The sequence below is a fragment of the Lentzea sp. NPDC051838 genome, assembly GCF_040681245.1.
Classification (GTDB): Bacteria; Actinomycetota; Actinomycetes; order Mycobacteriales; family Pseudonocardiaceae; genus Lentzea.
Genome location: NZ_JBFAYI010000013.1, coordinates 36,456 through 60,646, shown reverse-complemented (window position 1 = coordinate 60,646; position 24,191 = coordinate 36,456). Strand labels below are relative to the sequence as shown.

General features: G+C 68.3%; 24 protein-coding genes. 15 read left to right on the top strand and 9 right to left on the bottom strand.

Features of this window, described 5'->3' with window-relative positions:
* Positions 1-34 precede the first annotated feature (34 nt).
* Positions 35-229, bottom strand: a complete 195-nt coding sequence (locus tag AB0M24_RS26175) for a hypothetical protein (protein WP_363773004.1) — start codon at positions 227-229, stop codon at positions 35-37.
* A 108-nt stretch (positions 230-337) separates the two neighbouring features.
* Between AB0M24_RS26175 and AB0M24_RS26170 the strand changes: the two genes are divergently transcribed.
* Entirely contained in the window at positions 338-742 is a 405-nt protein-coding gene (locus AB0M24_RS26170) for an SdpI family protein (protein ID WP_363773001.1), read from the top strand.
* Between the two features lie 55 nt (positions 743-797).
* Here AB0M24_RS26170 and AB0M24_RS26165 read toward each other — a convergent pair whose 3' ends face one another.
* Both AB0M24_RS26165 and AB0M24_RS26160 read right to left on the bottom strand, forming a co-directional pair.
* Complete coding sequence (locus tag AB0M24_RS26165; protein WP_363772998.1) at positions 798-2,033, bottom strand: transposase; 1,236 nt, start codon at positions 2,031-2,033, stop codon at positions 798-800.
* A gap of 16 nt (positions 2,034-2,049) precedes the next feature.
* On the bottom strand, positions 2,050-2,622 hold the full coding sequence (locus AB0M24_RS26160) for a YqgE/AlgH family protein (protein WP_363772995.1): 573 nt from the start codon (positions 2,620-2,622) through the stop codon (positions 2,050-2,052).
* 237 nt (positions 2,623-2,859) lie between these two features.
* On the opposite strand from AB0M24_RS26160, the gene AB0M24_RS26155 reads away from it, so the two are divergent.
* Positions 2,860-4,200, top strand: a complete 1,341-nt coding sequence (locus tag AB0M24_RS26155) for an MFS transporter (RefSeq protein WP_363772992.1) — start codon at positions 2,860-2,862, stop codon at positions 4,198-4,200.
* Here the strand turns inward: AB0M24_RS26155 and AB0M24_RS26150 are convergent.
* Both AB0M24_RS26150 and AB0M24_RS26145 read right to left on the bottom strand, forming a co-directional pair.
* On the bottom strand, positions 4,129-4,383 hold the full coding sequence (locus AB0M24_RS26150) for a LuxR C-terminal-related transcriptional regulator (protein WP_363772989.1): 255 nt from the start codon (positions 4,381-4,383) through the stop codon (positions 4,129-4,131). The two genes, AB0M24_RS26155 and AB0M24_RS26150, sit on opposite strands and share 72 nt — an antisense overlap.
* Positions 4,384-4,468: 85 nt before the next feature.
* Positions 4,469-5,905: a CCA tRNA nucleotidyltransferase gene (locus tag AB0M24_RS26145; protein ID WP_363772986.1), complete on the bottom strand. Its 1,437-nt coding sequence runs from the start codon at positions 5,903-5,905 to the stop codon at positions 4,469-4,471.
* A 42-nt stretch (positions 5,906-5,947) separates the two neighbouring features.
* On the opposite strand from AB0M24_RS26145, the gene AB0M24_RS26140 reads away from it, so the two are divergent.
* The 9 genes from AB0M24_RS26140 (at position 5,948) to AB0M24_RS26100 (ending at position 16,168) form a co-directional block, all read left to right on the top strand.
* Positions 5,948-6,466: an NUDIX hydrolase gene (locus AB0M24_RS26140; RefSeq protein ID WP_109630078.1), complete on the top strand. Its 519-nt coding sequence runs from the start codon at positions 5,948-5,950 to the stop codon at positions 6,464-6,466.
* A complete protein-coding gene (locus AB0M24_RS26135) occupies positions 6,463-8,760 on the top strand; it encodes a DUF6049 family protein (protein ID WP_363772982.1) in 2,298 nt (765 codons plus the stop codon). Before AB0M24_RS26140 ends, AB0M24_RS26135 begins: the two co-directional genes overlap by 4 nt.
* On the top strand, positions 8,757-10,397 hold the full coding sequence (gene murJ / locus AB0M24_RS26130; protein WP_363772979.1) for a murein biosynthesis integral membrane protein MurJ: 1,641 nt from the start codon (positions 8,757-8,759) through the stop codon (positions 10,395-10,397). The genes AB0M24_RS26135 and murJ overlap by 4 nt, the downstream gene beginning before the upstream one ends.
* 37 nt (positions 10,398-10,434) lie before the next feature.
* On the top strand, positions 10,435-11,955 hold the full coding sequence (locus AB0M24_RS26125) for a protein kinase family protein (protein WP_363772976.1): 1,521 nt from the start codon (positions 10,435-10,437) through the stop codon (positions 11,953-11,955).
* 67 nt (positions 11,956-12,022) lie between these two features.
* Positions 12,023-12,640, top strand: coding sequence for an RNA polymerase sigma factor SigM (sigM, locus tag AB0M24_RS26120; protein WP_363772973.1), 618 nt, complete (start codon positions 12,023-12,025; stop codon positions 12,638-12,640).
* Complete coding sequence (locus AB0M24_RS26115; protein WP_363772970.1) at positions 12,637-13,395, top strand: hypothetical protein; 759 nt, start codon at positions 12,637-12,639, stop codon at positions 13,393-13,395. Before sigM ends, AB0M24_RS26115 begins: the two co-directional genes overlap by 4 nt.
* Positions 13,396-13,472: 77 nt before the next feature.
* Positions 13,473-14,453, top strand: a complete 981-nt coding sequence (gene trxB / locus AB0M24_RS26110; protein WP_363772967.1) for a thioredoxin-disulfide reductase — start codon at positions 13,473-13,475, stop codon at positions 14,451-14,453.
* A 26-nt stretch (positions 14,454-14,479) separates the two neighbouring features.
* A complete protein-coding gene (trxA, locus tag AB0M24_RS26105) occupies positions 14,480-14,809 on the top strand; it encodes a thioredoxin (protein ID WP_363772964.1) in 330 nt (109 codons plus the stop codon).
* Positions 14,810-15,028: 219 nt separating this feature from the next.
* Positions 15,029-16,168, top strand: coding sequence for an N-acetylmuramoyl-L-alanine amidase (locus AB0M24_RS26100; RefSeq protein WP_363772961.1), 1,140 nt, complete (start codon positions 15,029-15,031; stop codon positions 16,166-16,168).
* 47 nt (positions 16,169-16,215) lie between these two features.
* On the opposite strand, the gene AB0M24_RS26095 is transcribed toward AB0M24_RS26100, so the two are convergent.
* Positions 16,216-16,848, bottom strand: a complete 633-nt coding sequence (locus AB0M24_RS26095; RefSeq protein ID WP_363772958.1) for a GNAT family N-acetyltransferase — start codon at positions 16,846-16,848, stop codon at positions 16,216-16,218.
* Positions 16,849-16,982: 134 nt separating this feature from the next.
* Between AB0M24_RS26095 and AB0M24_RS26090 the strand changes: the two genes are divergently transcribed.
* The 3 genes from AB0M24_RS26090 (at position 16,983) to AB0M24_RS26080 (ending at position 19,698) form a co-directional block, all read left to right on the top strand.
* Positions 16,983-18,299, top strand: coding sequence for a PLP-dependent aminotransferase family protein (locus tag AB0M24_RS26090; RefSeq protein ID WP_363772955.1), 1,317 nt, complete (start codon positions 16,983-16,985; stop codon positions 18,297-18,299).
* Positions 18,300-18,315: 16 nt separating this feature from the next.
* Positions 18,316-19,260: a D-alanine--D-alanine ligase gene (locus AB0M24_RS26085; RefSeq protein ID WP_363772952.1), complete on the top strand. Its 945-nt coding sequence runs from the start codon at positions 18,316-18,318 to the stop codon at positions 19,258-19,260.
* Between the two features lie 111 nt (positions 19,261-19,371).
* Complete coding sequence (locus tag AB0M24_RS26080; protein WP_363772949.1) at positions 19,372-19,698, top strand: hypothetical protein; 327 nt, start codon at positions 19,372-19,374, stop codon at positions 19,696-19,698.
* 87 nt (positions 19,699-19,785) lie between these two features.
* Here AB0M24_RS26080 and AB0M24_RS26075 read toward each other — a convergent pair whose 3' ends face one another.
* From AB0M24_RS26075 to rsmG, 3 genes are all read right to left on the bottom strand, one after another.
* The gene (locus tag AB0M24_RS26075) at positions 19,786-20,748 is read right to left on the bottom strand and encodes a ParB/RepB/Spo0J family partition protein (RefSeq protein ID WP_363772946.1); all 963 of its coding nucleotides are present in this window, start codon (positions 20,746-20,748) and stop codon (positions 19,786-19,788) included.
* Positions 20,745-21,620 carry a ParA family protein gene (locus AB0M24_RS26070; RefSeq protein ID WP_363773426.1) on the bottom strand — a complete coding sequence of 292 codons (876 nt, stop codon included), beginning with the start codon at positions 21,618-21,620 and terminating at the stop codon, positions 20,745-20,747. Before AB0M24_RS26070 ends, AB0M24_RS26075 begins: the two co-directional genes overlap by 4 nt.
* A 95-nt stretch (positions 21,621-21,715) precedes the next feature.
* Positions 21,716-22,363 carry a 16S rRNA (guanine(527)-N(7))-methyltransferase RsmG gene (gene rsmG, locus AB0M24_RS26065; RefSeq protein WP_363773423.1) on the bottom strand — a complete coding sequence of 216 codons (648 nt, stop codon included), beginning with the start codon at positions 22,361-22,363 and terminating at the stop codon, positions 21,716-21,718.
* A 139-nt stretch (positions 22,364-22,502) separates the two neighbouring features.
* Between rsmG and AB0M24_RS26060 the strand changes: the two genes are divergently transcribed.
* Positions 22,503-23,033: a hypothetical protein gene (locus AB0M24_RS26060; protein ID WP_363772943.1), complete on the top strand. Its 531-nt coding sequence runs from the start codon at positions 22,503-22,505 to the stop codon at positions 23,031-23,033.
* The last annotated feature ends 1,158 nt before the right edge of the window (positions 23,034-24,191 follow it).

Sequence of the window (24,191 nt, the reverse complement as noted above, 5' to 3'; positions counted from 1 at the left end):
GAGCAGGCGGGCCGTGCTCATGTCGTCAACGGTATCAGCGCACCGCAAGCGCGATGAACTGGGTGACCTGGCTCGCGGAGAAGTTGTCGTCCGAGACCAGCCACAACGTGCCGTCCAGGCCCCAGGCCATGCCACCGACCGTCGTACCGCCCACGACCAGGCCTTTCGGCACGACGTGCTCGGCGAGGTAGCGGACCGGGGGCCTCGTGCGCCTACGCGGGAGTCGCACACAGACCGAGCAGCACGGGGACGAGCAGAAGTCGTCTGAGCATGGCGCACAGCACACCTGACCGGGGTGACTGCCAGGTGAACCGAGGATTCGCCTTACCCTCATGGGGTGAACATCGTGCTGTCGGTCGTCCTGGGTGTGCTCGGCGTCGCTCTCGGCGCGGTCGGTCTGCTGGGTCTGCAGGGCAAGCTGCGGCGCAACCGCTACGTCGGCGTGCGCACGGCGGCGGCTGTGCGCGACGAGGAGACGTTCGCGCTGGCCAACCGGGTCGCCGGTGTTCCGAACGTGGCGGCCGGTGTCGTGGCGATCGTGTCCGGCGCGATGGCGTTCGTCATGGCCGACCTGGCCGTCACCGCTGGGATCATCGGACTGATCGGCGCCCTTGCGATCGCCTTTGCCGGTGGCGTTGTGGGCAGCCGGGCGGCGGCGCTCGTGCCGGAGCCGGTCAAGCCCAAGGGCTGCGGTGGCTGCGCCTGCGGTGGCGGCGGTTGCTCGCCGCTCGCCGGCCTGTAAGGCCGGATGTTTCACGTGAACCCGACGTTTCACGTGATTGACGTCCTCCCCAGGGTCAACTCCGGGGGATTCCAACCAGTGGTGGTCGGTGCGGTACCGCCTCACGGTTTCTCGCTGGTTCCTGCTTCGTAGACCGGGCAACCCCGAGGTCTCCACAGGCTGACACGGACAGCCCGTCCGCCAGTACGTTCTTGGCCGCGTTCACGTCCGCGTTGACCTGGTATCCGCAGGTGGTGCACAGAAAGACCGCTTGGCTCTTGCGGCTTTTCGGGTCCACAGCGCGGCACGCAGAGCAACGTTGCGACGTGTACGCGGCAGGTACTTTCACGATGCGGCAACCCGTGTAACGGGCCACGTTGAGCAGGGCCAACTCCAACTGGTGCCAACCCTTGCTGAGGATGAATCTGTTCAACCCGGCTTTCTGCGCCACCCGCACACCCGGTTCAGCAAGAGACCCCCTGGCCGACCGAGTCATGTTGCGGATCTTCAAGTCTTCAAGCACAACCGTGCAGTGGCTGGTGGCGATCCGGTTGGCGGTCCAGGACACGAAGTCGCGACGACGGTCACGCTCCTGACGCTTGATCCGGTTCATCCCGACGATGGTCTTCTTCCAGTTCGCCGAACCGCGCGTCCGTCGGGCAAGACGCTTCTGCAGCTTCAGGTAGCGCTGGCGTTCACCAGGAGTCTGAACTTCCCGGTTGCGCATCGTCCCGTCAGAGCATGCGACCGCCACTGTCACACCGCGGTCCACTCCCAAAGCCTCAGAGCTGACGTGCTGCGTCGGCGTGATCCGGCCATCGTCGACGAGAAACGACACGAACCAGGCCTGACCATCTCGGGACACCGTGACTGACCGGACGTGGCCATCGAGCGGGCGGGACCAGCGAAAACGCACCCACCCGAACTTCGGCAGTTTTACCTGGCCCCACTTCTTCCCGAGCCGCTGGACGGTGACCTGTTTCGGGTCCGGGAACCTGAACGACGGCGACCACCGCGACTTCGACCGCCACCTGATCCGCTTCGTGCCGCGCTCGCGGCACGCCCGATCGAGGTCCATGAGGGTCTGCTGCAATACATGCGACGGAGCGGCTTTGAGCCACTCGTGCTCGTTTTTGGCGTCCGCGAGTTCGCCTGCCTGCTGCCGATAGTTGATCCACGCGCCGCGACGGCAGTACTCCCGCCGCTGCTCCAGAGCGGTGTTCCACACTGATCGGCAGACGTCGCCAATGGTCTGAGCGAACTCGGCCTGCTCAGGAGCAAAGGCGAGCCGGTACTTCCGTCCGGTCAGCATCGTGGAATTCCCGCTATCAGTTCTCGCGGACGTCCTTGGGATAGGTGGACAGCAGCGCCAGCGGCATGCCCTGGCGGCGCAGCACCCGTCCCCACAGGTCGACGTTCGCGCCGACCAGCACGTCGTCGGCGAGTCCTGTCACGACGATCCAGTCGCCGCGCTCGATCTCACCCGCGAGCTGACCCTCGCCCCAGCCCGAGTACCCGGCGAACACCCGCAGGCCGCGCACCAGCGGCATGAGGTCGTCGGGCTCGGCGTCGAGGTCGATCAGCGCGACCGGGCCCTGCACTCCGACCAGGCCCTCCACAGCGGACGGGTCGGTGCCCGCTTTCAGGGCCGCCAGGCACAGCGCCGTCTTCTGCTCGACCGGGCCGCCGATGTAGATGCACTGCGGCTTCGTCACGTGCGAACCCCACGGCGGCAACACGTCGTGCACTGCCACCTCGGACGGGCGGTTCAGCACGACGCCGAGGGTCCCCTCGGGACGTTGGTCGATGATGTAGACGACGGTGCGTGTGAAGTTCGGGTCGTTCAGGCTCGGAGCGGCAACCAAGAGGGAGCCTGGCTCGACTTCGGCATCGGGACGCACGTCACCATGAAATCACCCGTGATCGCCGGAACAACTCAGGGCCGCGCCCCGTTAGACTCAGGTGTCGGATGTCTTTGTGTCCCCCGGGCTCAACAGACAACCGCCTTCGCGGAATACCGTACGGCTGGAGCCGCGTAGTGCACCGCGCCGTGAGGCGACCTGGCATCCGATCCAGGGGAGCCGGACCGAGAGGTCCGGCTTTCGTGGTTTTCACCGGGGCAGGCCTAGAGTGCAACGGTGACAACGCTTGCGGTGGAGAAGCACCACTGGGGATCACGCCGTTTCCTCGGCATCCCCGAGTACCGCAGGCTCCTCGCCACCCGCCTCACGTCCCAGTGGGGTGACGGACTCTTCCAGGCCGGGCTCGCCGGCGCTGTGCTCTTCAACCCGGAACGTCAGGCCGATCCCGCGGCCATCGCGGCCGGGTTCGCCGTGCTCCTGCTGCCGTACTCGGTCATCGGGCCGTTCGCGGGCGCGTTGCTCGACCGGTGGGACCGCAAGAAGGTCATCGTCGTGGCGAACGTCTCACGCGCGGCGTTCGTCCTCTTCACCGCTCTGGCTGTCGGCGCGGGTCTGAGCGGGCTGCCGCTCTACATCTCTGCCCTCGTGGTCATGGGCATCGGCCGGTTCGTCGGCTCAGGCCTAAGTGCATCCCTCCCTCACGTCGTCGACGAGGACCACCTCGTCGAAGCGAACGCGCTGGCCACGACCGCGGGCGCGATCACCGCTGTCTTCGGTGCGGCCTGTGCGATCGGCTTCCGCACGCTGCTGGGCGCCGGTGACGGCGGTTCCGGCTGGACCACCAGCATCGCGATGATCGGCATGCTGGCCAGCGCGTTCATCGCCAGCAGGTTCAAGACCGGGGTGCTCGGGCCGGACGAGGTCGACGAGCCGCCCAACGCGTTCAAGGCCGTCGCACGAGGTCTGGTGGACGGCGCGAAGGCCACCTGGCACACCCCGAGCGTCCGGGCTGGACTCGCCGCTCTGCTCGCGCACCGGGCCGCGTTCGGCGTGAGCCTCATGGTCACGCTGTTGCTGATGCGCTACAGCCTCGAAGACGTCGGCATCCTCAAGGCGGGCATCGGCGGGCTGGGCGAGGTCGCTGTCGCGGGCGGGGCGGGCATTCTGCTGGCCGGCGTGCTCACCGACCGGATCGTCGACAGGTTCGGCGTGAAGACCACGATCTGCGGTGCGTTGCTGCTGACGGCGGCCGCGCAGATCGGGCTCGGGCTGCCGATGACGCTGCCGACCATCCTCGCGGCCGGGTTCGTGGTCATCTTCGCCGGTCAGATCGTCAAGCTGTGCGTGGACACCGCGGTGCAGCACGACGTCGGCGACGAGGTGCGCGGAAGGGTCTTCGCCCTCTACGACACGCTCTTCAACGTCGCGCAGGTCACCGCGGTGTCCATCACGGCGGCGGTGGTCCCCCTCGACGGGCGCTCGCCCGGTCTCCTGATCACCGCCGCCGGCCTCTACCTGGTCGGCCTGGCCGCCTACCTGTGCCTGCTACCGCGGAAACGGCAGGTGCAGCATCCCGGCCTCGTGCGCGAAAACGACGGCACCAACCCGATCGGGTAGGTCCAGCCGCCGCAGGATCTCGGCCACCTCTGCGGCCACCTCCTGCTGCCCGATGCCGAGCACCCGCGCGATCTCGTGATCGGCGTGACCACGTGCGAGACAGCGCAGCACGGCCCGTTGGCCGTCGGTCAGCACTTCCAGGTCGTGTACCGCAGGACCTGCGGAAAGTCCCCAAGTGAACATCTGCATCACCCCCATGAGCAGTACCCATGGTGCCGCCCCGCGCTGTCAGTTCGCTAACGCGGGGATTTCATGCGCTCACTATGAGTCACACGGATGGCGGAGTGATGCCTTGTTCGCGCGCCCAGTCGAGCAACGCGGCCTCGGCCTCGTCGCGCTCCAACGGCCCCCGGTCGAGCCGGAGCTCCTTGAGGTACTTCCACGCCTCGCCGACCTGTCGGCCCGGCGGCAGCCCGAGCAGCTTCATGATCTCGTTGCCGTCGAGGTCCGGCCGCACGCGCGCGAGGTCTTCCTCCGCCGCGATGCGCGCGATGCGTTCCTCGAGAGAGTCGTACGTCCGCTTGAGCAGGTTGGCCTTGCGCTTGTTGCGGGTCGTGCAGTCGGCACGGACGAGCTTGTGCAGGCGCGTCAGCAGGTCGCCGGCGTCCGTCACGTACCGGCGCACGGCCGAGTCGGTCCACTCGCCGTTGCCGTAGCCGTGGAACCTCAGGTGCAGGTAGACGAGCTTGGCGACGTCCTCGGTGATCTCCTTCGAGTACCGCAACGCCCGCAAGCGCTTGCGGACCATCTTCGCGCCCACGACCTCGTGGTGGTGGAACGAGACACCGCCCCCGGCCTCGAACTTCCTGGTCGCCGGTTTGCCGATGTCGTGCAGCAGCGCGGCGATCCTCAGCACCAGATCGGGTGATTGATCAACATCTTCAAGATCAATTGCCTGTTCCAGCACAACCAGGGAGTGGTGGAAGACGTCCTTGTGTTGATGGTGTTCGTCGATTTCCAGCTTCATGGCCGTGAGCTCGGGCAACACGATGTCGGCCAGCCCGGTCTCGACCATGAGCTCGATGCCGCGGCGCGGGTGCGCGCCGCACAGGAGCTTCGAGAGCTCCACCTGCACTCGCTCCGGCGTGATGCGGGCGATTTCGCCTGCCATCGAGCGCATCGCCTCGACCACCCGAGGCGCGGCGGTGAAGCCGAGCTGGGAGACGAACCGCGCGGCGCGCAGCATGCGCAACGGGTCGTCGCCGAACGACTCCTGCGGGGTCGCCGGCGTGTCCAGCACTCCGTCACGGGCAGCGGCAAGGCCTCCGGTCGGGTCCACGAACTCAGCCGCCACGACGTCGAACGCCATGGCGTTGACCGTGAAGTCGCGCCGGACCAGGTCGCCGTCGATCGTGTCGCCGAAGGTCACCTCGGGGTTGCGGGTCACGCCGTCGTAGACGTCCGCGCGGAAGGTCGTGATCTCGATGATCTCGCCCTTCTTCGAGGCACCGACCGTGCCGAAGGCGATGCCGGTGTCCCATTGGGCGTCGGCCCAGCCGCTGAGCAGCTTCTGGATCTCCGCGGGACGCGCGTCGGTGGTGAAGTCGAAGTCGTTCGTCGGGCGCCCCAGCACGGCGTCGCGCACACTGCCACCTACGAGGTAGAGGCGCTTGCCCTCGGCTGCGAACCGCTGGGCGAGTTCAGCGACGACTGGTGTGATGGCGGGCTGTTCCACCACCGCATTCTGCTGGAGCGATCGAGACACGAGAAACCAGCGTACTTAAGGTTCGTAAGTACGATCGGCCGTATGCCCCCGTCAGCCGCACGTTCCGGAGGAGGTCCCAAGCCGGGCCGCCGGAAGAGGCGACGGGGCCGGAGGCTGAAGACCGTCGACGAGACGTCGGCGGGTGGCCTGGTGCTCGACGGCGAGCAACGGGCCGCGGTGATCGGCAGACTTGACCGGCGGGGCCGGTTGCTGTGGTCTTTGCCGAAGGGTCACATCGAGGCCGGCGAGACCGCGGAACAGACCGCGGTGCGCGAGGTCGCCGAGGAGACCGGTATTCATAGCAGGGTGCTTCGCCCGTTGGGGTCGATCGACTACTGGTTCGTCGCTGACGACCGCCGGGTGCACAAGACGGTTCACCACTTCCTCCTCGAAGCGCTGGGGGGAGAGCTTTCCGACGAAGACGTGGAGGTCACCGAGGTGGCGTGGGTGCCACTCGGCGAGCTGGACGAGCGACTCGCGTATGCCGATGAGCGCCGTCTGGTCCGCCGAGCCGCCGAACTGCTCGCCGACCGCTGCCGGAACGGGGCGGAGTCGGCGTGAGCGTGAGGAAGCTCGTCTGCACAGCCGCCGTCGCCGCGTTCCTGGTGACAGCCACGCCGTTCGCAAGCGCGGTGGAGCAGTCACAACCGGATCAGACCGACGCGCTGCCGTTCCTTCCCGACGGTCCCCAGGTGTGGGCGACCAGAACGCTCGCCGCCCAGCCGGGCCAGCCGAACCCGCAGTTCCTGCGGCTCGACATCGCCCAGCTCACCCCCCGGTTCGTCACGAGCGACTCGCCGGGCACGGTCAAGATCACCGGCAAGATCGTCAACGTCGGCGACCGCAAGGTGTCGGACATCGTGCTGCGCCTGGAGCGCGGCGAGTCGCTCGACACCGAGGACGACCTGCGCAAGTCGCTGCGGGAGCCCGCGGCCGCGGAGTTCGTCCAGCCGAACTTCACCAAGGTCGTCGACGTTCTCGAGGTCGGCCAGCAGAAGGACTTCACGCTCGAGGTTCCGCTGCGCGGGCCGGAGGCGACGTCGCTCGCGATCGAACAGCCGGGCATCTACCCGATCCTCGCCAACATCAACGGCCGTCCGGACTTCGGCGGCCAGGCGCGCCTCGCCGCCCTCTCGACGCTGCTGCCCGTGCTGGGCGTGCCCGGTGGCGAGACCAAGGGCAAGCCAGGCGCGGCCGCCAAGCTCACCGTCCTGTGGCCCATCGCGGACAAGCCGCGGCTGGTCAGGATCGGTGGCGAGGGCGAGTCCGAGCTGGTCGACGACGAGCTCGCGACGTCGCTCACGGCCACCGGGCGCCTGTACGGCCTGCTCCAGGCCTACGAGCAGGCGATCTCGTCCATGAGCACCTCGATGTGCCTGGCCCTCGACCCGGACCTGCTGCGCACGATCCAGGCCATGAGCACCGGCTACAAGGTCCGCGGCGGCGGTGAGGGCCGGGGCGAGGCCGAGGCCAAGCTGTGGCTCGACCGCCTCAAGCTCGCCGTCACCGGCCGCTGCGTCGTCGCGCTGCCGTACGCCGACGCCGACCTCGTGGCGCTGAACAGGGCGAAGCTCACGAACATGCGCACGCTCGCGCTCAACGACGGCCCGAAGCTGATCCAGCAGATCCTCGGCGTGCAGCCGCTGCCGGACTTCGTGTGGCCCGAGGACGGCGTGCTCGACCAGTCGACGTTCGACGAGCTGGTCACCCCGCAGCCCGACCAGAAGTACGCGGGCATGAAGTCGGTCCTGCTCGACCCGACGGGCCTGGCCGACGCGCCGGGCACCGGTCCGGTCGGCATCGGCGGCAAGAACCCCGTGACCGCGGTGAAGATCGACTCGATGGTCTCGGACGCGCTGCAGGGCAGTGCCTCGCGGCCGCGCACGCTGTCCGGTGTCACCACGCCGGTCGAGAGCCAGCCGGTGTCCGTGCAGAACGCGCTGTCCGTGCTGGTGTTCCGCGCCGGCTGGCAGGGCGACGGCCGCAACGTGCTGGTCACGCCGCCGCGCCGGTGGAACGCGCCGCTCACGGAGATGACCGAGTTCCTCAGCGCCGCCCAGAAGCTGCTCGGCAGCGGGTACGCGACCCAGACCGGGCTCGCGGAGCTGACCACGGCCACGCCCGCGGTGACGACGGCCAAGATCACCTATCCGCCCGAGGCCGGTGCGCGCGAGATCTCCGCGACCATCTCCGACTCGGTTACCAGGCAGAGCACCGAGCTGGGCGGCCTGGTCGCGTCCATGCAGCAGGAGGACAGGGAGCACGCCGCCCCCGCCGAGCTCGCCGACCCGCTGTGGCTCGGACTGCTGCGCGCCATGTCCGGCGCGTGGCGGCAGAACGAGGAGGGCGCGCGGTCCGCCGCGTACATCAGCCAGGGCGAGCTGAACTCGTTGACCGGCATGGTCGGCGTGACGCCGCCCGCGAGCCCGATCCTGCTCGGCTCCGGTGACAGCCCCATCCCCGTCACCATCACGAACAAGCTCGACGTCCGCGTGACCGTGCGGATCGTCCTCGCCGACACCCCCGGAATCCGCAAGCTCGACCTCGCTGACCAGGTGCTTCCCGCCCGTGGTGAGCGCGTCGTGCGGGTGCCGGTCGAGGTGCTGCGGTCCGGCCGGTTCCCGGTCAACGTCCGGCTGACCACTCCCGAGGGCGTCGCTCTCGGTGACACTGTCAAGCTGGAGGTGTCGTCGTCCGCCTACGGCACCATCACGGTGATCGTCACCGTGATCGCCGCGATCGCGCTCGTCCTGCTCTCCGGACGACGCATCTACAAGCGGGTCCGTGCTCGCAACGGCGAGAACGGCGACGCACCGTCCATCGAGAACGTCACACCGGAGAAGTCGAGCGCGTGAGCGAGACAGCCACGACCACCGAGCCAGAGCAGCAGAAGCAAGCACCGTCGGTCGCCAGGGCCAGCGGTTCGATGGCGATCGCGACGATCGTCAGCCGAGCCACGGGCCTGCTGTCGAAGGTGCTGCTGATCGCCGCACTGGGTGCAGAGCAGCTCAACACGTCGTACCAGGCGGCGACCACGCTGCCGACGATGATCAACGAGCTGCTGCTGGGTGGCGTGCTGACCAGCGTCGCGATCCCGCTGCTGGTTCGTGCCGAGAAAGAGGACGGCGACGGCGGTGAGTCGTACGCCCAGTGGTTGATCAGCATGGGCACGCTGATCCTCGGCATCGGCACCGTCATCGCGGTCGCCTGTGCGCCGCTGCTCACCGACCTCTTCATCGCGGACTCGCCGAAGGCGAACCCGGCACTGGTCACCGCGTTCGCGTACCTGGTGCTGCCGGGCATCGTCTTCTACGGCTTGACCGCACTGCTCAGCGCGGTGCTCAACGCGCGGCACGTGTTCGGACTGCCCACCTGGGCTCCGGTGCTGAACAACGTCGTCGTGATCCTCGTGCTGGTCGTCTACTGGATGATGCCGGGCGAGATCACGCTCAACCCGGTGCACATGACCGAGCCGAAACTGCTGGTGCTCGGCATCGGCACCGCGCTCGGCGTCGCGATCCAGGCCGCGGTCCTGTTCCCCGCGCTCAAGAGGACCGGGTTCCGCTTCAAGTGGCGGTTCGGCTGGGACTCCCGGCTGTCGGAGTTCGGCGGTCTGGCCTTCTGGGTGCTCCTGTACGTGGGTCTCGGGTTCGCCAGCATGACCGTGCTGACGAACGTGGCGACCCACTCCGACACGGCGCTGGTGGCGTTCAACTACCAATGGCTGATCGCGCAGGTCCCGTACGGCGTTCTCGGCGTTTCGCTGCTCACGGCGCTGATGCCGAAGATGAGCCGGTCGGCCGCGCACGGCGACAACGACCAGATCGTGCGCGATCTGCTGTTCGGCAACCGGATGTCCTCGGTGCTGCTGATGCCGTTCAGCGTGCTGATGACGGTGTCCGGTGTCGCCATCGGTGTCGCGGCCTTCGGTTTCGGCAGGTCCGGCGTCAGCGGCGGTACGGGCATCGGTGTCGCGCTGGCGCTCTCGGCGTTCGGCCTCGTGCCGTACGCGATCACGTTGCTGCAGCTGCGGGTCTTCTACGCGATGAAGGACGCCCGCACGCCCACGTACATCCAGGGCCTGATGGTGGCGGCTCGCATCGGCCTCCTCTACTTCTTCCTCGCGGTGTCCGAGCCCGAGCAGCTCGCTGTCGGCGTGTCGCTCGCGATGTCGCTCAGCTTCGTCTTCGGCGCGATCGTCGGTCAGGTGTGGCTGCGGGTCCGCCTCGGACGGCTGCGCACCGGCTTCACCATCTGGACCGTCTGCCTGACCGTGGTCGCGTCCGCGCTCGCCTTCGCGGTGGCCAAGAGCGTGAACTGGCTCGTTCAGAACATGCTCGGGCTCTCGAACGTGGTTGTAGCCAGTTGGGTCGAGGTCGTTGTGGTGACGTTGATCGGTTTGCCACTCGCGTTCGGCCTTCTGGCGGCATTCCGGGTACCCGAGATGAAGCCGGCCATCGACAAGATCAACCGTTTGGTGCGGCGACGGTGACGCCGATCCGTGAGGGTCGTCCCGTACCCTCGTGCCTGTGAGTAGCGGAGTTAGCGCCGCCCTGGTCCCAGGTGGCGTCATCGGCAACGGCCGGTACCGGCTGCTCGCGAAGTCCGGAGCGGACGACAGGTCCCGTGCCGAGCTGTGGCGCGCGAGGGACGGTCAGCTCAACCGGGACGTCGCGCTGACCGTGCTGCTGGGCGATCTGGCGGACAACGACGCGGCCGCACGTGCCCGCCGGACGGTCGAACGCGCGATGCACGCGGCGTCGTTCACGCACCCCGGTGTCTCCAGGGTCATCGACGTGCTCACGCCGGGCACCGGCATCCGTCCGGACGAAGGCATCCTCGGCATGGTCATCGCCGAGTGGACCCAGGGCACCGACCTGATGGACCTGATCGCGGAGGGCCCGCTGCCGGCGGGCGCCGCGACCCGCTTGCTCGAGCCGCTGGGCGCCGCCATCGAGGGCGCGCACCACGCCGGCCTCGTGCTGGGCGCCGACCACCCGCAGCGCATTCGGGTCACCTCGGACGGCCGCCTGCGCCTCGCGTTCCCCGGTCCGCGGCCGGACGCGATCGCGCGCGACGACGTCAAGGGCCTGGGCGCGATCCTGTACCTGCTGCTCACCGGCCGCTGGGCGCTGCCGGGCGGTCCGAGCAACGTGCCGGTCGCGCCGACGGGCCCGGACGGCTCGGTCGTGGCACCGAACGCGTTGCACCCGTACCTGCCGCACGAGCTGTCGTCCGTCGCGGTGCGGTCGCTGGAGGACACGTCGGTCGGCGGCATCCGCACGTCGGCGGCGATCCTGCAGGTCCTCGACCAGATCGCGGCCGAAGAGGCAGAGACCTCGCTGATCCGGGCCGTCGCGCCCCGTGAGGACGATGACGACGAGCAGGTCGTCTGGACGACGCAGCGGCCGAGGCAGGACAAGCAGCAGAAGAAGAAGCTGTGGATCAGCGTCGGCGTGCTCGCGCTCGCCACGCTGACCGTGATCGTGTGGCTGAGCGTGCAGATCGTCGGCTTCTTCAGCGACGAGCCCTCGCGCGGCGGCGGCCCGACCGTGGTGATCAACCAGCCCGGGTCGAACGGCCAGACCGCGCCCGCCGCGCCACCGGCCGGACCTGTGCAGCCGGGCCGGATCGGCGTCTATGACGTGACGAACCAGCCGGACAACGCGAACCAGGCGAGCCGGGCGGTCGACAACAACGCGAACACGTTCTGGCGGACCGACAACTACTTCCAGCCGTTCCCGACGCTGAAGCCGGGCATCGGCCTGATGGCGTCGTTCGCGGAGCCGGTGCGGCTGGCGTCGATCACGATCACTTCGCCCAGCAAGGGCACGCACGTCGAGATCCGCGCGGCGTCCTCGCTGGACGCACCGCTGGAGGAGACCAAGCGGATCGGGGTCGCGGACCTGTCGGACGGGCAGACGCAGATCCAGCTCAACGAACACGAGCCGACCGCGCACGTGCTGATCTGGATCACCACGCTGACGAACACCGGTGGCGGCAAGAACCAGTCCGAGATCCGCGAGATCCTGTACACGCGAGCCCAGTAGAACTACCTCCGCACTGTGGGTAGCCCTGTCCGGGTGATCTGTGATCACGCTCGCTAAAGTGCTGCCCGTGACCGCCGCAGCCAGCTCGGACGCCGATCTCATCTCGGCCCACGCCGCAGGTGACCCCTACGCGTTCTCGGAGCTGGTGAAACGGCACCGCGACCGGATGTGGGCGGTGGCGTTGCGCACGCTGCGCGACCCGGAGGAAGCCGCGGACGCGCTGCAGGAGGCGTTCATCTCGGCCTTCCGCGCTGCCTCGTCGTTTCGCGCGGAGTCACAGGTCACCACCTGGCTTCACCGGATCGTGGTGAACGCGTGCCTCGACCGGATGAGACGACGACAAACAAGACCGACAGTGCCCTTGCCCGAGGCCGGTCCCGGCGAGCCCGTCGCGCCCCGTGACGCGATGAGCGACCGCGAGACCAGCCTCATGGTGCAGGAAGCGCTGATGGAGCTGCCGGAGGAGCAGCGGGCGCCCATCGTGCTCGTGGACGTCGAGGGCTACTCCGTTGCCGAAACGGCGCAGCTCCTCGGCATCGCGGAAGGCACGGTCAAGAGCAGGTGTGCGCGGGGTCGCGCCAAGCTCGCCAAAGTTCTCGGGCACCTCAGGAACCGAATCGCAGATGCGAACGTCCCAGCTGACGGTGTGAATGTGCAAGAGCAACGTCAGTGGGAGGGCCGATGACCGGCATGGAGCGCGTGCCGATGGGTCCGCCGTGGTCGCTAGACCTCATCGCGGACCTGCACGCGGGCGTGCTGCCCCCTGAGGTCGCCGCACAGCTGCGTCCGAGGGTGGAGGCCGACGCCGAGGCCCGCGAGATCCTGCAGGCCCTGGACGCGACGCTGGAGGACCTGGCGTCGTTGCCGCCCATCCCCATGCCCGACCACGTGGCGGCGCGGATCGACGCGGCGCTGGCGGCGGAAGCCCGGCCGGGCATCGCGCCGGTCGTGTCGCTGAACGACGCCCGCAAGCGCCGCAACCGCAGGCTCGGCCTGGGTGGCGCGGGCGTGCTGGTCGCGGCCGCCGCGGCGTTCGGCATCGTCCTGGCCGTGCAGCCGGGCGCGCAGAGCCCGTCGAACGACAACGCCGCGCAGCCCAAGCCGACGACGTCCGCTCCCGCGAACTCGCAGCCGGATCTGCTGGTCGACCCGGACAATCTGGGCGCCGCGGTCGGTGACGTGCTCAAAGCGCAGAACTACGGCCCGCTGGAGACCCCTGACCGGCTGGCCGACTGCCTGCGCGGCGGTGGCATCAAGGGTGACTCCAAGCCTCTCGGCATCAGTCCGATCGACCTCAAGGGCAGGGGAGAAGCCGTGATGGCGATCCTCCCCGGCGGCGCCGCACCGGGCCAGCTCAGGCTCGTCGTGCTGGATCCGAAGACCTGCGGACCGGACAAGCCGGAGGGTGTGCTGGCGAACACCACCATCGGCGCGAGGTAGTCGCGAGAGTCACGGAATTAGCTGCACCTACGATCCGTTGAGCCAGTCAGACGACGAGATCGAGGAGTTGCAGAGCCGTGAGCGTGCGCAACGTGATCATCATTGGATCGGGACCGGCGGGCTACACCGCGGCGGTCTACGCGGCACGCGCGCAGCTGGAGCCCCTGGTCTTCGAGGGTTCGCAGTACGGCGGCGCCCTGATGACGACGACCGAGGTGGAGAACTACCCCGGCTTCCGCGAGGGCATCATGGGCCCCGAGCTCATGGAGCAGATGCGCGAGCAGGCGCAGCGCTTCGGCGCCGAGCTGCGGGCGGAGGACGTCGAGTCGGTCGAGCTGACCGGTGAGATCAAGAAGGTCGTCGCCAACGGCGTCGAGTACGAGGCCAAGGCCGTCATCCTCGCGATGGGTGCCGCCGCCCGTTACCTGAACATCCCCGGTGAGCAGGAGCTGCTCGGCCGCGGTGTGTCCGCCTGTGCGACGTGCGACGGCTTCTTCTTCCGCGACCACGACATCGCGGTCGTCGGTGGCGGTGACACGGCGATGGAGGAGGCGACGTTCCTGACGCGCTTCGCCAAGTCGGTCACGGTCATCCACCGCCGTGAGGAGTTCCGCGCCTCGAAGGTCATGCTGGAGCGCGCCCGCGCCAACGACAAGATCAAGTGGCAGCTGAACACCCAGGTCACCGACGTGCTGGGCGACGGCACCGTGTCCTCGATCAAGGTCAAGGACACGCAGACCGGCGCCGAGTCCGAGCTGCCCGTCACCGGTTTCTTCCTCGCGATCGGCCACGACCCGCGTTCGGCGCTGGTCAAGGGCCAGGTCGACCTGGACGAGGAGGGCTACGTCCTGACCAAGGACAAGTCGTCCTACACGAACCTGGACGGCGTGTTCGCCGCAGGCGACCTCGTCGACCACGAGTACCGCCAGGCCATCACCGCGGCCGGCTCCGGTTGCAGCGCTGCGATCGACGCGGAACGGTGGCTCGCCGAGCGCGGCGAAGCCCACGCGGAGATCGCCGCTGAGGCCGTCGGTGGCGGCTACGGCAAGAGCAACTGAAGTTTCTTCGAGTTCTAGGAGAGAACATGGCAGGCGCCACCGTCACGGTGACCGACAAGTCGTTCGCGGACGACGTGCTGACCAGCGAGAAGCCCGTGCTGGTCGACTTCTGGGCGACCTGGTGCGGCCCGTGCAAGATGGTTGCGCCGGTGCTGGAGGAGATCGCCGCGGAGCACGGCGAGAAGCTCACCGTCGCCAAGGTCGACATCGACGCGAACCCGGCGATCGCCCGTGACTACCAGATCATGTCCGTGCCGACGCTGATCCTGTTCCAGGGCGGCCGTCCGGTGAAGCAGATCGTCGGCGCGAAGCCCAAGGCCGCGCTGCTGAACGACCTGTCGGACGTCCTGGCCTGACCAAAAAAGTTGCAAGGGCTAAGAAGTCCTTTGCAACGCGCAACGTGACCCGCCCGTCTATCGATAAGACGGGCGGGTCACGCTTGTTCGGTACCGGGAACGTGATCTCGGTGCGACTGTGAGTAGCCCTGCATCGATCACTCTGCGGAGCAGGGCACAATAAGGGCTTCCCAACTGACGCGCCGACCAAGATTCGGCGCCCTAGTCGAGCGAGGGTGCATGCAGCTGCTCCGCCGCGGGGACGTCGGAAGTGATGTTGCCGAGATCCGGTCGACCCTGACCAGGCTCGGAATGCTTCCGCCTACCGACCCCCAGGCGCCGCCGGTGTTCGACCAGCAGGTCGAGCACGCCGTGCGCGCGTTTCAGCAGCAGCGGGGGCTGATCATCGACGGCATCGTCGGCCCGGCGACCTACCGCGCGCTGCGCGACGCCACGTTCTCACTCGGCGACCGCCCGCTCGCGTATCTGATGTCGCAGCCGACGACCGGCGACGACGTGCTGATGCTGCAGGAACGCCTGCTGGAGCTGGGCTACGACGCCGGTCGTGCGAACGGCGTGTTCGGCCAGCAGACAGAGCAGGCGCTGAAGAACTTCCAGCGCGACTACGGCCTGATCGTGGACGGCATGTGCGGTCCCGACACCGTGCGCGCGCTGCGCCAGCTGCAGCCGAAGGTCCGCGGCGGCCGTCCGCAGCTGCTGCGCGAGCAGGAACGGCTGCGCGGCGCCGGTTCCCGGCTGTCGGGCAAGAGGATCGTCATCGACCCCGGTCACGGCGGCCAGGACCGCGGCGTGGTCGTGGACGGCGTGTCCGAGGCCGACCTGATGCTGGACCTGGCCAGGCGCCTCGAAGGCAAGATGGCCGCCACCGGCATGGAGGCGCTGCTCACGCGCGGACCGGCGAACTGCCCGGACGAGGCGGAGCGCGCCCGGTTCGCGAACGAGGCCGGCGCCGACCTGATCCTGTCGCTGCACGCCGACGGCAACTCGTCGCCGCACGCCCAGGGCGTGGCGACGTTCCACTACGGCACGGGCAACGGCACGTCGTCGACCGTGGGTGAGGCCCTGGCCGGGTTCATCCAGCGCGAGGTCGCCGCCCGCACGTCGATGCGGAACTGCGGCTCGCACCCGAAGACGTGGGACCTGCTGCGGCTCACCCGCTGCACGGCCGTCCGCGTCGAGGTGGGCTACCTGACGAATGCCGAGGACCGCGCGCGGCTCGCCACGCCCGGTTTCCGCGACATCGTGGCCGAGGGCATCCTCGTGGCCGTGAAGCGTCTCTACCTGCTCGGCAAGGACGACCAGCCGACGGGCACGTTCACGTTCAACGACCTGCTGCGCTACGAGATGTCGAAGAGCTGAGTTCGCGCAAAAAGGCCCCCTCCGCGTGGAGGGGGCCTTTTTGCTGCTCAGACGGGACGGAAGCTCGGTTCCGCTGTCGAGACCGTGACGCTGTTGAGGAGGCGTTCGAGGGCTGCCTCGACGTCTTCCTTCCAGGTGATGGAGCTGCGGAGCTCCATGCGCAACCGGGGCCAGCGCGGGTGCGGCCGCACGGTCTTGAAACCGACGCTCGTGAGGAACTCGGCGGGCGTGACGCAACTCGGCTCTTCGTCGTCCGGGCGCATGTCGCCGAACGCCTCGATGGCCTTCACGCCACGACGCGTCAGATCCTTCGCCACGGCCTGAACGAGCACGCGCGCGAGTCCTCCCCCTCGGAACTCGGGAAGTACGTCCAGCGACGTCATGAGGACCGCGTCCGGGCTCACCGGGGACGTGGGGAAGGCGGCACTGCGCGGAACGGCGGCAGGCGGTGCGTAGAACACCGAACCAGCGGGAATGCCGTCGCAGTAGATGAGGCGGCCGCACGAGCCCCATTCGAGCAGGACGCTGGACACCCAGGCTTCCTTCTCGAACTCCGTGTCGCCGTATTCCTCGGCTTGTTCACGCAGGTGAGGGGCAAGTTCCCAGAAGACGCACGTCCTGCTGTGCTTGGAGAGATGCTCCAGGTTGTCCAGCGTGACGCCCACAACGCGTCGCGACACCCCGACCTCCACCCCTGAGTACGCACAGTAGACCCGTACGAGGGTAGGCGAATGTGACGGAACCGGGAAGGTACGTGCCCTGAACGGGACGACGGTTACACTCGCTCGGGACATTTCCCATACAGGAGTCCCACATGACTGTGCCCGGACAGCCCGCCAAGCAGGGCCCCAGAAGCCTCGACCCCCACCTCCGCCGCTACGCAGCGCGCACGGCAGGGATGACGGCATCGGAGATCCGGGCACTTTTCGCAGTCGCGTCCCGTCCGGAGGTCGTGTCGCTGGCCGGCGGCATGCCCCACCTCGCGGCTCTTCCGCTGGACTCGCTGTCCGAGGAGATCGGTCAGCTCGTGGCGTCCGAGGGCCTCGTGGCGCTGCAGTACGGCTCGGCGCACGGTGTTCCGCTGCTGCGCGAGCAGATCTGCGACGTGATGGCTCTCGAAGGCATCAACGGCCACCCGGACGACGTGGTGGTGACCGTCGGCTCGCAGATGGGTCTCGACATGGTCACCCGGATCTTCTGCGATCCCGGTGACGTGGTGATCGCCGAGGGGCCTTCTTATGTCGGCGCTCTCGGGTCGTTCACGGCGTACCAGGCGAAGGTCGTCCACGTGGCGATGGACGCCGACGGGCTCGTGCCGTCGTTGCTGCGAGAGGCCCTGGAGGCTTGTCGCAGGGCTGGGCAGCGGGTCAAGTTCCTCTACACGATCCCGAACTTCCACAACCCGGCCGGCGTGACGCTGGCGGTGTCGCGGCGGGCCGAGATCCTGGAGATCTGCCGCTCGTACGGCGTGCTGGTCGTGGAGGACAACCCGTACGGGCTGCTGGGCTTCGACGGTCAGACGTACCCGGCGCTGCGGTCCATGGACCCGGACAACGTCGTGTACCTGGGGTCGTTCTCGAAGACTTTCGCCGCCGGCCTGCGGGTCGGCTGGGTGCTGGCGCCGCACGCGGTCCGCGAGAAGCTGGTGCTGGCGGCCGAGTCCGCCACGCTGTGCCCGCCGACGCTGAACCAGATGATCGTGTCCCGGTACCTCTCGACCCAGGACTGGAAGGGTCAGATCAAGACGTACCGGGAGGCGTACCGGGAGCGCCGGGACGCGGCGGTGTCGGCTCTCGAGCAGCACATGCCGCAAGGTTCCACGTGGAACATTCCCGATGGCGGTTTCTACGTCTGGGTGACGGTGCCCGAGGGCATCGACACGAAGGCGATGCTGCCCCGTGCCGTGACGGCCCGCGTGGCCTACGCGTCGGGCACCGGTTTCTACGCCGACGGCTTCGGCTCTCGCCAGCTGCGGATCTCGTACTGCTACCCGACGCCGGAACGCATCCGGGAAGGCGTCCGCCGCCTGGCGAACGTCATCGAGGAAGAGATGCAGCTGCACGCGACGTTCGGGGCGACACCGGGCCGTCAGCTGTCCGGTCCGCAGACCCCGTCGCCCGACACCGCCTGATCCTTGGAGTTTTGCTGTGGCTGACCGCATGGTCGCTGTGCTGTCCGGTGGGCTCTCCCACGAACGCGAGGTCTCGATCCGCTCTGGTCGTCGGTTGTCGGCTGCCCTGCGGTCGGTGGGCGTGACGGTGGAGGAGTGGGACGCCGACTCGTCGTTGCTGACGCGCCTGCGTTCCTCGCGCCCGGACGCCGTCGTCGTCGCGCTGCACGGTGGCGAGGGCGAGAACGGGTCGGTGCAGGCGATCCTCGAGATGTTCGGTGTGCCGTACGTCGGCACCGACTCGCGGGCGTGCCGTCGCGCGTGGGACAAGCCGACCGCGAAGGCCGAGCTGGCTCGCGCCGGGCTGATGACGCCGGAGTGGGTCGTCCTGCCGCACGCGACGTTCCGCGAGCTGGGTGCGACGCCGGTTCTGGACGCGATGGTCTCGACGTTGGGGCTGCCGTTGATGCTGAAGCCGGACCAGGGCGGTTCGGCTCTCGGCGCCCAGGTGGTGCGGGACGCCGCCGAGCTGCCGGCCGCGATGGTCGGGTGCCTGGCGTACGGCGACACGGTGCTGGCCGAGCAGTTCATCTCCGGCGTGGAGGTGGCGGTGACGGTCGTGGACGGCGCGGACGGTCCCACCGCGCTGCCCGCGGTCGAGATCGTGCCGGAGAGCGGTGTGTACGACTACACCGCTCGGTACACGGCGGGGCTGACCGACTTCCACGCTCCTGCTCGGTTGGACGCCGCTGCGGCCAAGGCGGTCGGCGAGCTCGCGGTCGCGGCGCACCGGTTGCTCGGGCTGCGGGACGTGTCGCGGACGGACGCGGTGGTGGCCGAGGACGGCACGGTCTACTTCCTCGAAGTGAACGTGTCGCCGGGGCTGACGGAGACGTCTTTGTTGCCGATGGCGGTCGAGGCGGCAGGGCAGTCGTTGGGCGAGATCTACGCCGGGTTGATCGAGCGGGCAGTCGCTCGCTGAGTTTCTCTTTCTGAGGGCGCGGCACTGTGCAAGTGCCGCGCCTTTCGTTTGCCCGCGAAAAGTCGGCGCTGCCAAGGTCGTTTCCGAAGAGGGCTGGAGAGAGGGGACAACTTGCGCATCGTCACGTTGGTCGCCGCCGCGGTCATGACTGTCGGCTTTGCGACGCCGGCGCTCGCGACCGATCAGGTCGACTGCTCGGTGGCCGGCTCGGTGAAGATCCACTGGACCGACAACTCCGGAACGCCTCGGACCAACTGCTACAGCAACGTCGGTCAGCTCGAGGTGAGTCTGCCGCGCACGTCGAGCGTGGAGGCCGGCAACAACTTCGGCTGGGTCGACCGCACGGGTCCCGGCGGCGCGGGCGAGCGTCTCGCGTTCGGGCCCGGCCAGACCGTTCAGGTTGGCGGTTTCACGATCGTCAGCGTCCGCATTACGTGATCTACAAATAGGTGACGCCCCGTAGTCGTTGCGACTGCGGGGCGTCATCGTCACCGTGACATAAGGCCCGTGGGTGATCCTATGGGCCTACTCCGATGTCCGAATTGTCGCTTCTGGGCTCATCAGTCCGATGATCCTTTCAAGATCGTCAACTGACCCGAACTCGACCACGATTCGGCCTTTTCGCTGCCCGAGTTCGACCTTGACGCGGGTGTCGAAGTTGTCGGAGAGGCGCTCGGCGAGCTCCTGCAGACCGGGCGCGTGCATCTGCTTGCGCGGGGCGGCCTTCTCCTTCTTCGGCTTCTCGTTCTTGGCGAGCGTCACCGCTTCCTCGGTCGCGCGGACCGACATGCCCTCGGCAACGATCTTGGCCGCGAGGTCTTCCTGCGCGCCCGCGTCGTCCAGACCGAGCAGCGCCCGCGCGTGACCCGCGCTCAGCACACCCGCCGCCACCCGTCGCTGGACGGGGAGGGGGAGCTTGAGAAGGCGGATCGTGTTCGTGACGACGGGGCGGCTGCGGCCGATGCGGTCCGCGAGCTCCTCGTGCGTGACGCCGAACTCCTCGAGCAGCTGCTGGTACGCCGCCGCCTCTTCGAGCGGGTTGAGCTGGACGCGGTGGATGTTCTCCAGCAACGCGTCGCGCAGCATCACGTCGTCGGCGGTCTGCCGCACGATCGCCGGGATCGTCTTGAGCCCGGCCTGCTGCGTGGCACGCCACCGGCGCTCGCCCATGACGAGCTCGTAGGTGTCCTGCGTCAGCTCCCGCACGACGATCGGCTGCATGAGCCCGAACTCCTTGATGGAGAACGACAGCTCGTCGATCGCGTCCTGGTCGAACACCTGGCGCGGCTGCTTCGGGTTGGTCTTGATCGCGGTGACCGCGACCTCTCGGTAGACCGCCCCGGCGACCTCGCCCACCGGTTGGGCTTTCGCCGCTGCCCCGTTGCCGGCCGCGGCGGGCCGGATGGTGCTGGGCGCACCGGGCGGAGGACCCTGCGGGATCAAAGCGGCCAGGCCGCGCCCGAGTCCGCCCTTGCGCTGCTCCGTCATGCGCCCTCCTCCTTGGCCCCGCGGATCGCGATCTCCTTGGCGGCGTCGAGGTAGCTCATCGACCCGCGCGAGCCCGGGTCGTACGTCAACACCGTCTGACCGAATCCTGGCGCCTCGGAGACCTTCACGCTGCGCGGAATCACCGTCTTGAGGGCGACGTCGCCGAAGTGGCCGCGCACCTCGCTCGTCACCTGGTCGGCGAGCTTGGTGCGCCCGTCGTACATCGTGAGGAGGATCGTGGAGATGCCGAGGTCGGGGTTGAGGTGCTGCTGCACGAGCTCGATGTTGCGCAGCAGCTGGCTCAGACCTTCCAGCGCGTAGTACTCGCACTGGATCGGGATGAGCACCTCCTGCGCCGCGACCATCGCGTTGACGGTCAGCAGACCGAGGCTCGGCGGGCAGTCGATGAAGACGTAGTCGGGGTTGATCGCGTCGAGCGCCTCCGGGCTCAGCGCTTCCTTCAGCCGCGACTCGCGCGCCACCATCGAGACGAGCTCGATCTCGGCACCGGCGAGGTCGATCGTCGCCGGCACGCAGTAGAGGTTTGGGGAGGTCGGGCTGACCTGAGCCGCCTCGGCGATCGAGATCTCGCCGATGAGCACCTCGTAGACGGACGGCGTGCCGCTGCGGTGCTCGACCGCCAGCGCGGTGCTGGCGTTGCCCTGCGGGTCGAGGTCGATCACGAGCGTCTTGAGCCCGTGGATGGCGAGAGCGGCGGCGAGGTTCACCGTGCTCGTCGTCTTGCCGACGCCACCCTTCTGGTTGGCGACCGTGATCACCCGCCGGTGAGTCGGCCGGGGGAGCAGTGACTCGTCGGGGTGCAGCACGCTTGCCGCACGAGCCGCCTCTTCTGCAATCGGGGTCCACACCACGGCGCTGTCATCTCCGTTGTTGGTCGGCTTGGCTTTGGCTTTGGGGGGCTCGGTTTCACGTGGAACATCGGCTGCCTGAAACTCCGGGTACACGCTCACCGATCCCTCCTCGTCTGGCGCTCGACGATCAGCACCGTCGTAGGCACCTCAAGTACGTCCGCTCCCACGACGACGACCGTTCCGTTGACGCCCCCCAGGCGTTCAACCGCAGCCCCGTCGCGATCCAGCTCTTCCTGCGCGCGCTCGCCCTTGAGCGCCACCATCCGCCCGCTACCCTTGAGGAGCGGAAGGCACCACTTCGCCAGCTTCTCCAGAGGAGCCACAGCCCTGGCCGTCACCGCGTCACAGTTCAGCAGCTGCTTGCGGATCGGCCCCTCCTCCGCCCGACCCCTGAGGACCGTGACGTTGTCGAGCTGGAGAAGCTCCTTCATTTCCTCGAGCCAGGCAATCCTTCTCGCCATCGGCTCCAGAAGCGTGATCCTCAGATCCGGCCGCGCGATCGCCAGCGGCACACCCGGCAGCCCCGCTCCCGAGCCTACGTCGACAACGCGCTCGTTCTGGTTGAACAGCTCCTCGATCACCGCCGAGTTGAGCACGTGGCGATCCCAAATCTTGTCGACCTCGCGAGGCCCGATGAGCCCTCGCTCGACGCCGTGCTCGGTGAGGAGCCGGACGAACTCGGCGGCACGGTCAACGTGCTCACCGAAGACGAGCTTCGCGTTGTCGGGCAATTCCCCGGCCATGTTCTCCGTCCGTGCACGTTTCACGTGAAACCACGCGGCGGCTGCAACGTCCGGCGGCCGGTGGAAAAGCTGGCGAATGCCAGGGGACCATCATGACGGATCGACCGTGCGCTCCGCCAAATCCTGAGCGCTGTTTCACGTGAAACTTGGGGGAAAGTTGCTTCCAACCATCTTCACCGTCACTCATCCCGGTCCAGGCGCGGTTTCGACGATGGGTCACCCGGCCGGCGGGGACCTTCTGGAGGGCAAGCTGCGCGGGCTGCGGTCGCTTGGAGTCGACGTGCTCGTGTCAGCTCAGACTCCCGCCGAACGCGTCGAGTGCGATCTCGTCGACGAGCCGCGCGTTGCCTCGGCTTGTGGACTCCAGTTCGTCAGCTTCCCGATTGAGGATCGGACGGTGCCGTCGGTGTCCGACGCTGTCGCTTGTGTTCGGCCGCTGCATGCGCTGTATCGGGAGGGGGCGCATGTGGTGTTCCACTGTTGGGCCGGGATTGGGCGGTCGTCGTTGTTGGCCGGGTTGTTGTTGGGGATGGACGGCGTGCCGCCTGGGGAGGCTTGGAGGTTGATCTCGGAGGCTCTGGGGTTTGCGGTGCCGGATACGCGGGAGCAGGAGGAGTGGTTGTCTGCGTGGTGGGGGGATCGGGAGCGTTGGTTTCACGTGGAACAGTGATGCGCTCTTGGGGGGCGTGGCGTGCGGGTCGGCTTGCTCTGGCTGGTTGCGTTCCAGCGGGGTGGTCGCCTGCCGGGCGTTCTCTCACCTTGCGTGGGTGGGCACGCGGGTCTGGACGAGCTTTGGTTCCGTCATCGCCGCTTCGCGACGATCGCGATCGGGCTTGACTTCGGGGCCCTTGCGAGGCGCTCTGTCGGACGGAAAAGGGCGGATGCTTCGCACCCGCCCGATCCGCGAAACGGTAGCACCTCGCACCCAAAGTCAAGCCCGATCGCTTTGCAGCGTGGGCACGTCTCGTCGTTAGCTGGCGGTCATCACCGGCTTGCCGCGTTGCGATGCTCTCGTTCGGGCTCGCTTCGCGTCGCCCACAGCTGGGGGTCTCGGCTTCGCCGTCGCCTCGTTGTTCGCCCGCTCTCGGCTCGGCTTCGCCATCGCCGCTTGCCTTCGGCATCGCGGGGAGTTGACCCGGTGGATGGCGCTGGCCCACCGCCATCTCTAAGCGCCATGTCTGCCTATCCGTCACACAGTCGCCGATGAGAGCTGGGTACCCGCCGAGTTGCCCTCTTCCATTGCGGCCGCTCCTTCTGCCGCCGCTCGTCCGCTACGACGGCCGGTCGTTCACGACGGGCCGTTGTTCGCCACGCGGCCGAACCCCTGGGTCCTACCGCTCACGCTCTCGCCTACCGTTTGCGCCTTTGCTCGCCGCTCGCCCTCCCGTCCGCTCGACCTCAGATCTCGCGCGCTCGATCCCTACCTCCCGCCCATCCCTAGCTCCCGTCCCGTCCCTGCCTCGCGTCCGTCCCTGCCTCGCGTCCGTCCCTGCCTCGCGTCCGTCCCTGCCTCGCGTCCGTCCCTGCCTCGCGTCCGTCCCTGCCTCGCGTCCGTCTCCGGCTTCCTTCCATCCCCGGCTTCCCTCCGTCCCTGGCTCCCGCCCACCCCCGGCTTCCCTCTATCCGTGGCGCGGTCAGTCCCTGGCACGCTCCATCTCTGGCCCGCTTCCGCCGCTCCATCCACCCGCCACAAGATCCCGAGGGCCCTACCGACGCCCCGCTGTATCGACATGTCGCCAACGCCCGAACACCCGTAGCCACCGCGCACCGAGACCCCGATCCCACGTCGTGCTCCCTTGGGCGGAACAGCAAACGGCCCCTGACTCCG

Coding starts and splice junctions, on each gene's coding strand:
- AB0M24_RS26165 (WP_363772998.1), bottom strand. CDS start 2,033: ATGCTGACCGGACGGAAGTACCGGCTCGCCTTTGCTCCTGAGCAGGCC.
- AB0M24_RS26150 (WP_363772989.1), bottom strand. CDS start 4,383: ATGTTCACTTGGGGACTTTCCGCAGGTCCTGCGGTACACGACCTGGAA.
- AB0M24_RS26140 (WP_109630078.1), top strand. CDS start 5,948: ATGCCCCCGTCAGCCGCACGTTCCGGAGGAGGTCCCAAGCCGGGCCGC.
- AB0M24_RS26115 (WP_363772970.1), top strand. CDS start 12,637: ATGACCGGCATGGAGCGCGTGCCGATGGGTCCGCCGTGGTCGCTAGAC.
- trxA (WP_363772964.1), top strand. CDS start 14,480: ATGGCAGGCGCCACCGTCACGGTGACCGACAAGTCGTTCGCGGACGAC.
- AB0M24_RS26100 (WP_363772961.1), top strand. CDS start 15,029: ATGCAGCTGCTCCGCCGCGGGGACGTCGGAAGTGATGTTGCCGAGATC.
- AB0M24_RS26090 (WP_363772955.1), top strand. CDS start 16,983: ATGACTGTGCCCGGACAGCCCGCCAAGCAGGGCCCCAGAAGCCTCGAC.
- AB0M24_RS26075 (WP_363772946.1), bottom strand. CDS start 20,748: ATGACGGAGCAGCGCAAGGGCGGACTCGGGCGCGGCCTGGCCGCTTTG.
- rsmG (WP_363773423.1), bottom strand. CDS start 22,363: ATGGCCGGGGAATTGCCCGACAACGCGAAGCTCGTCTTCGGTGAGCAC.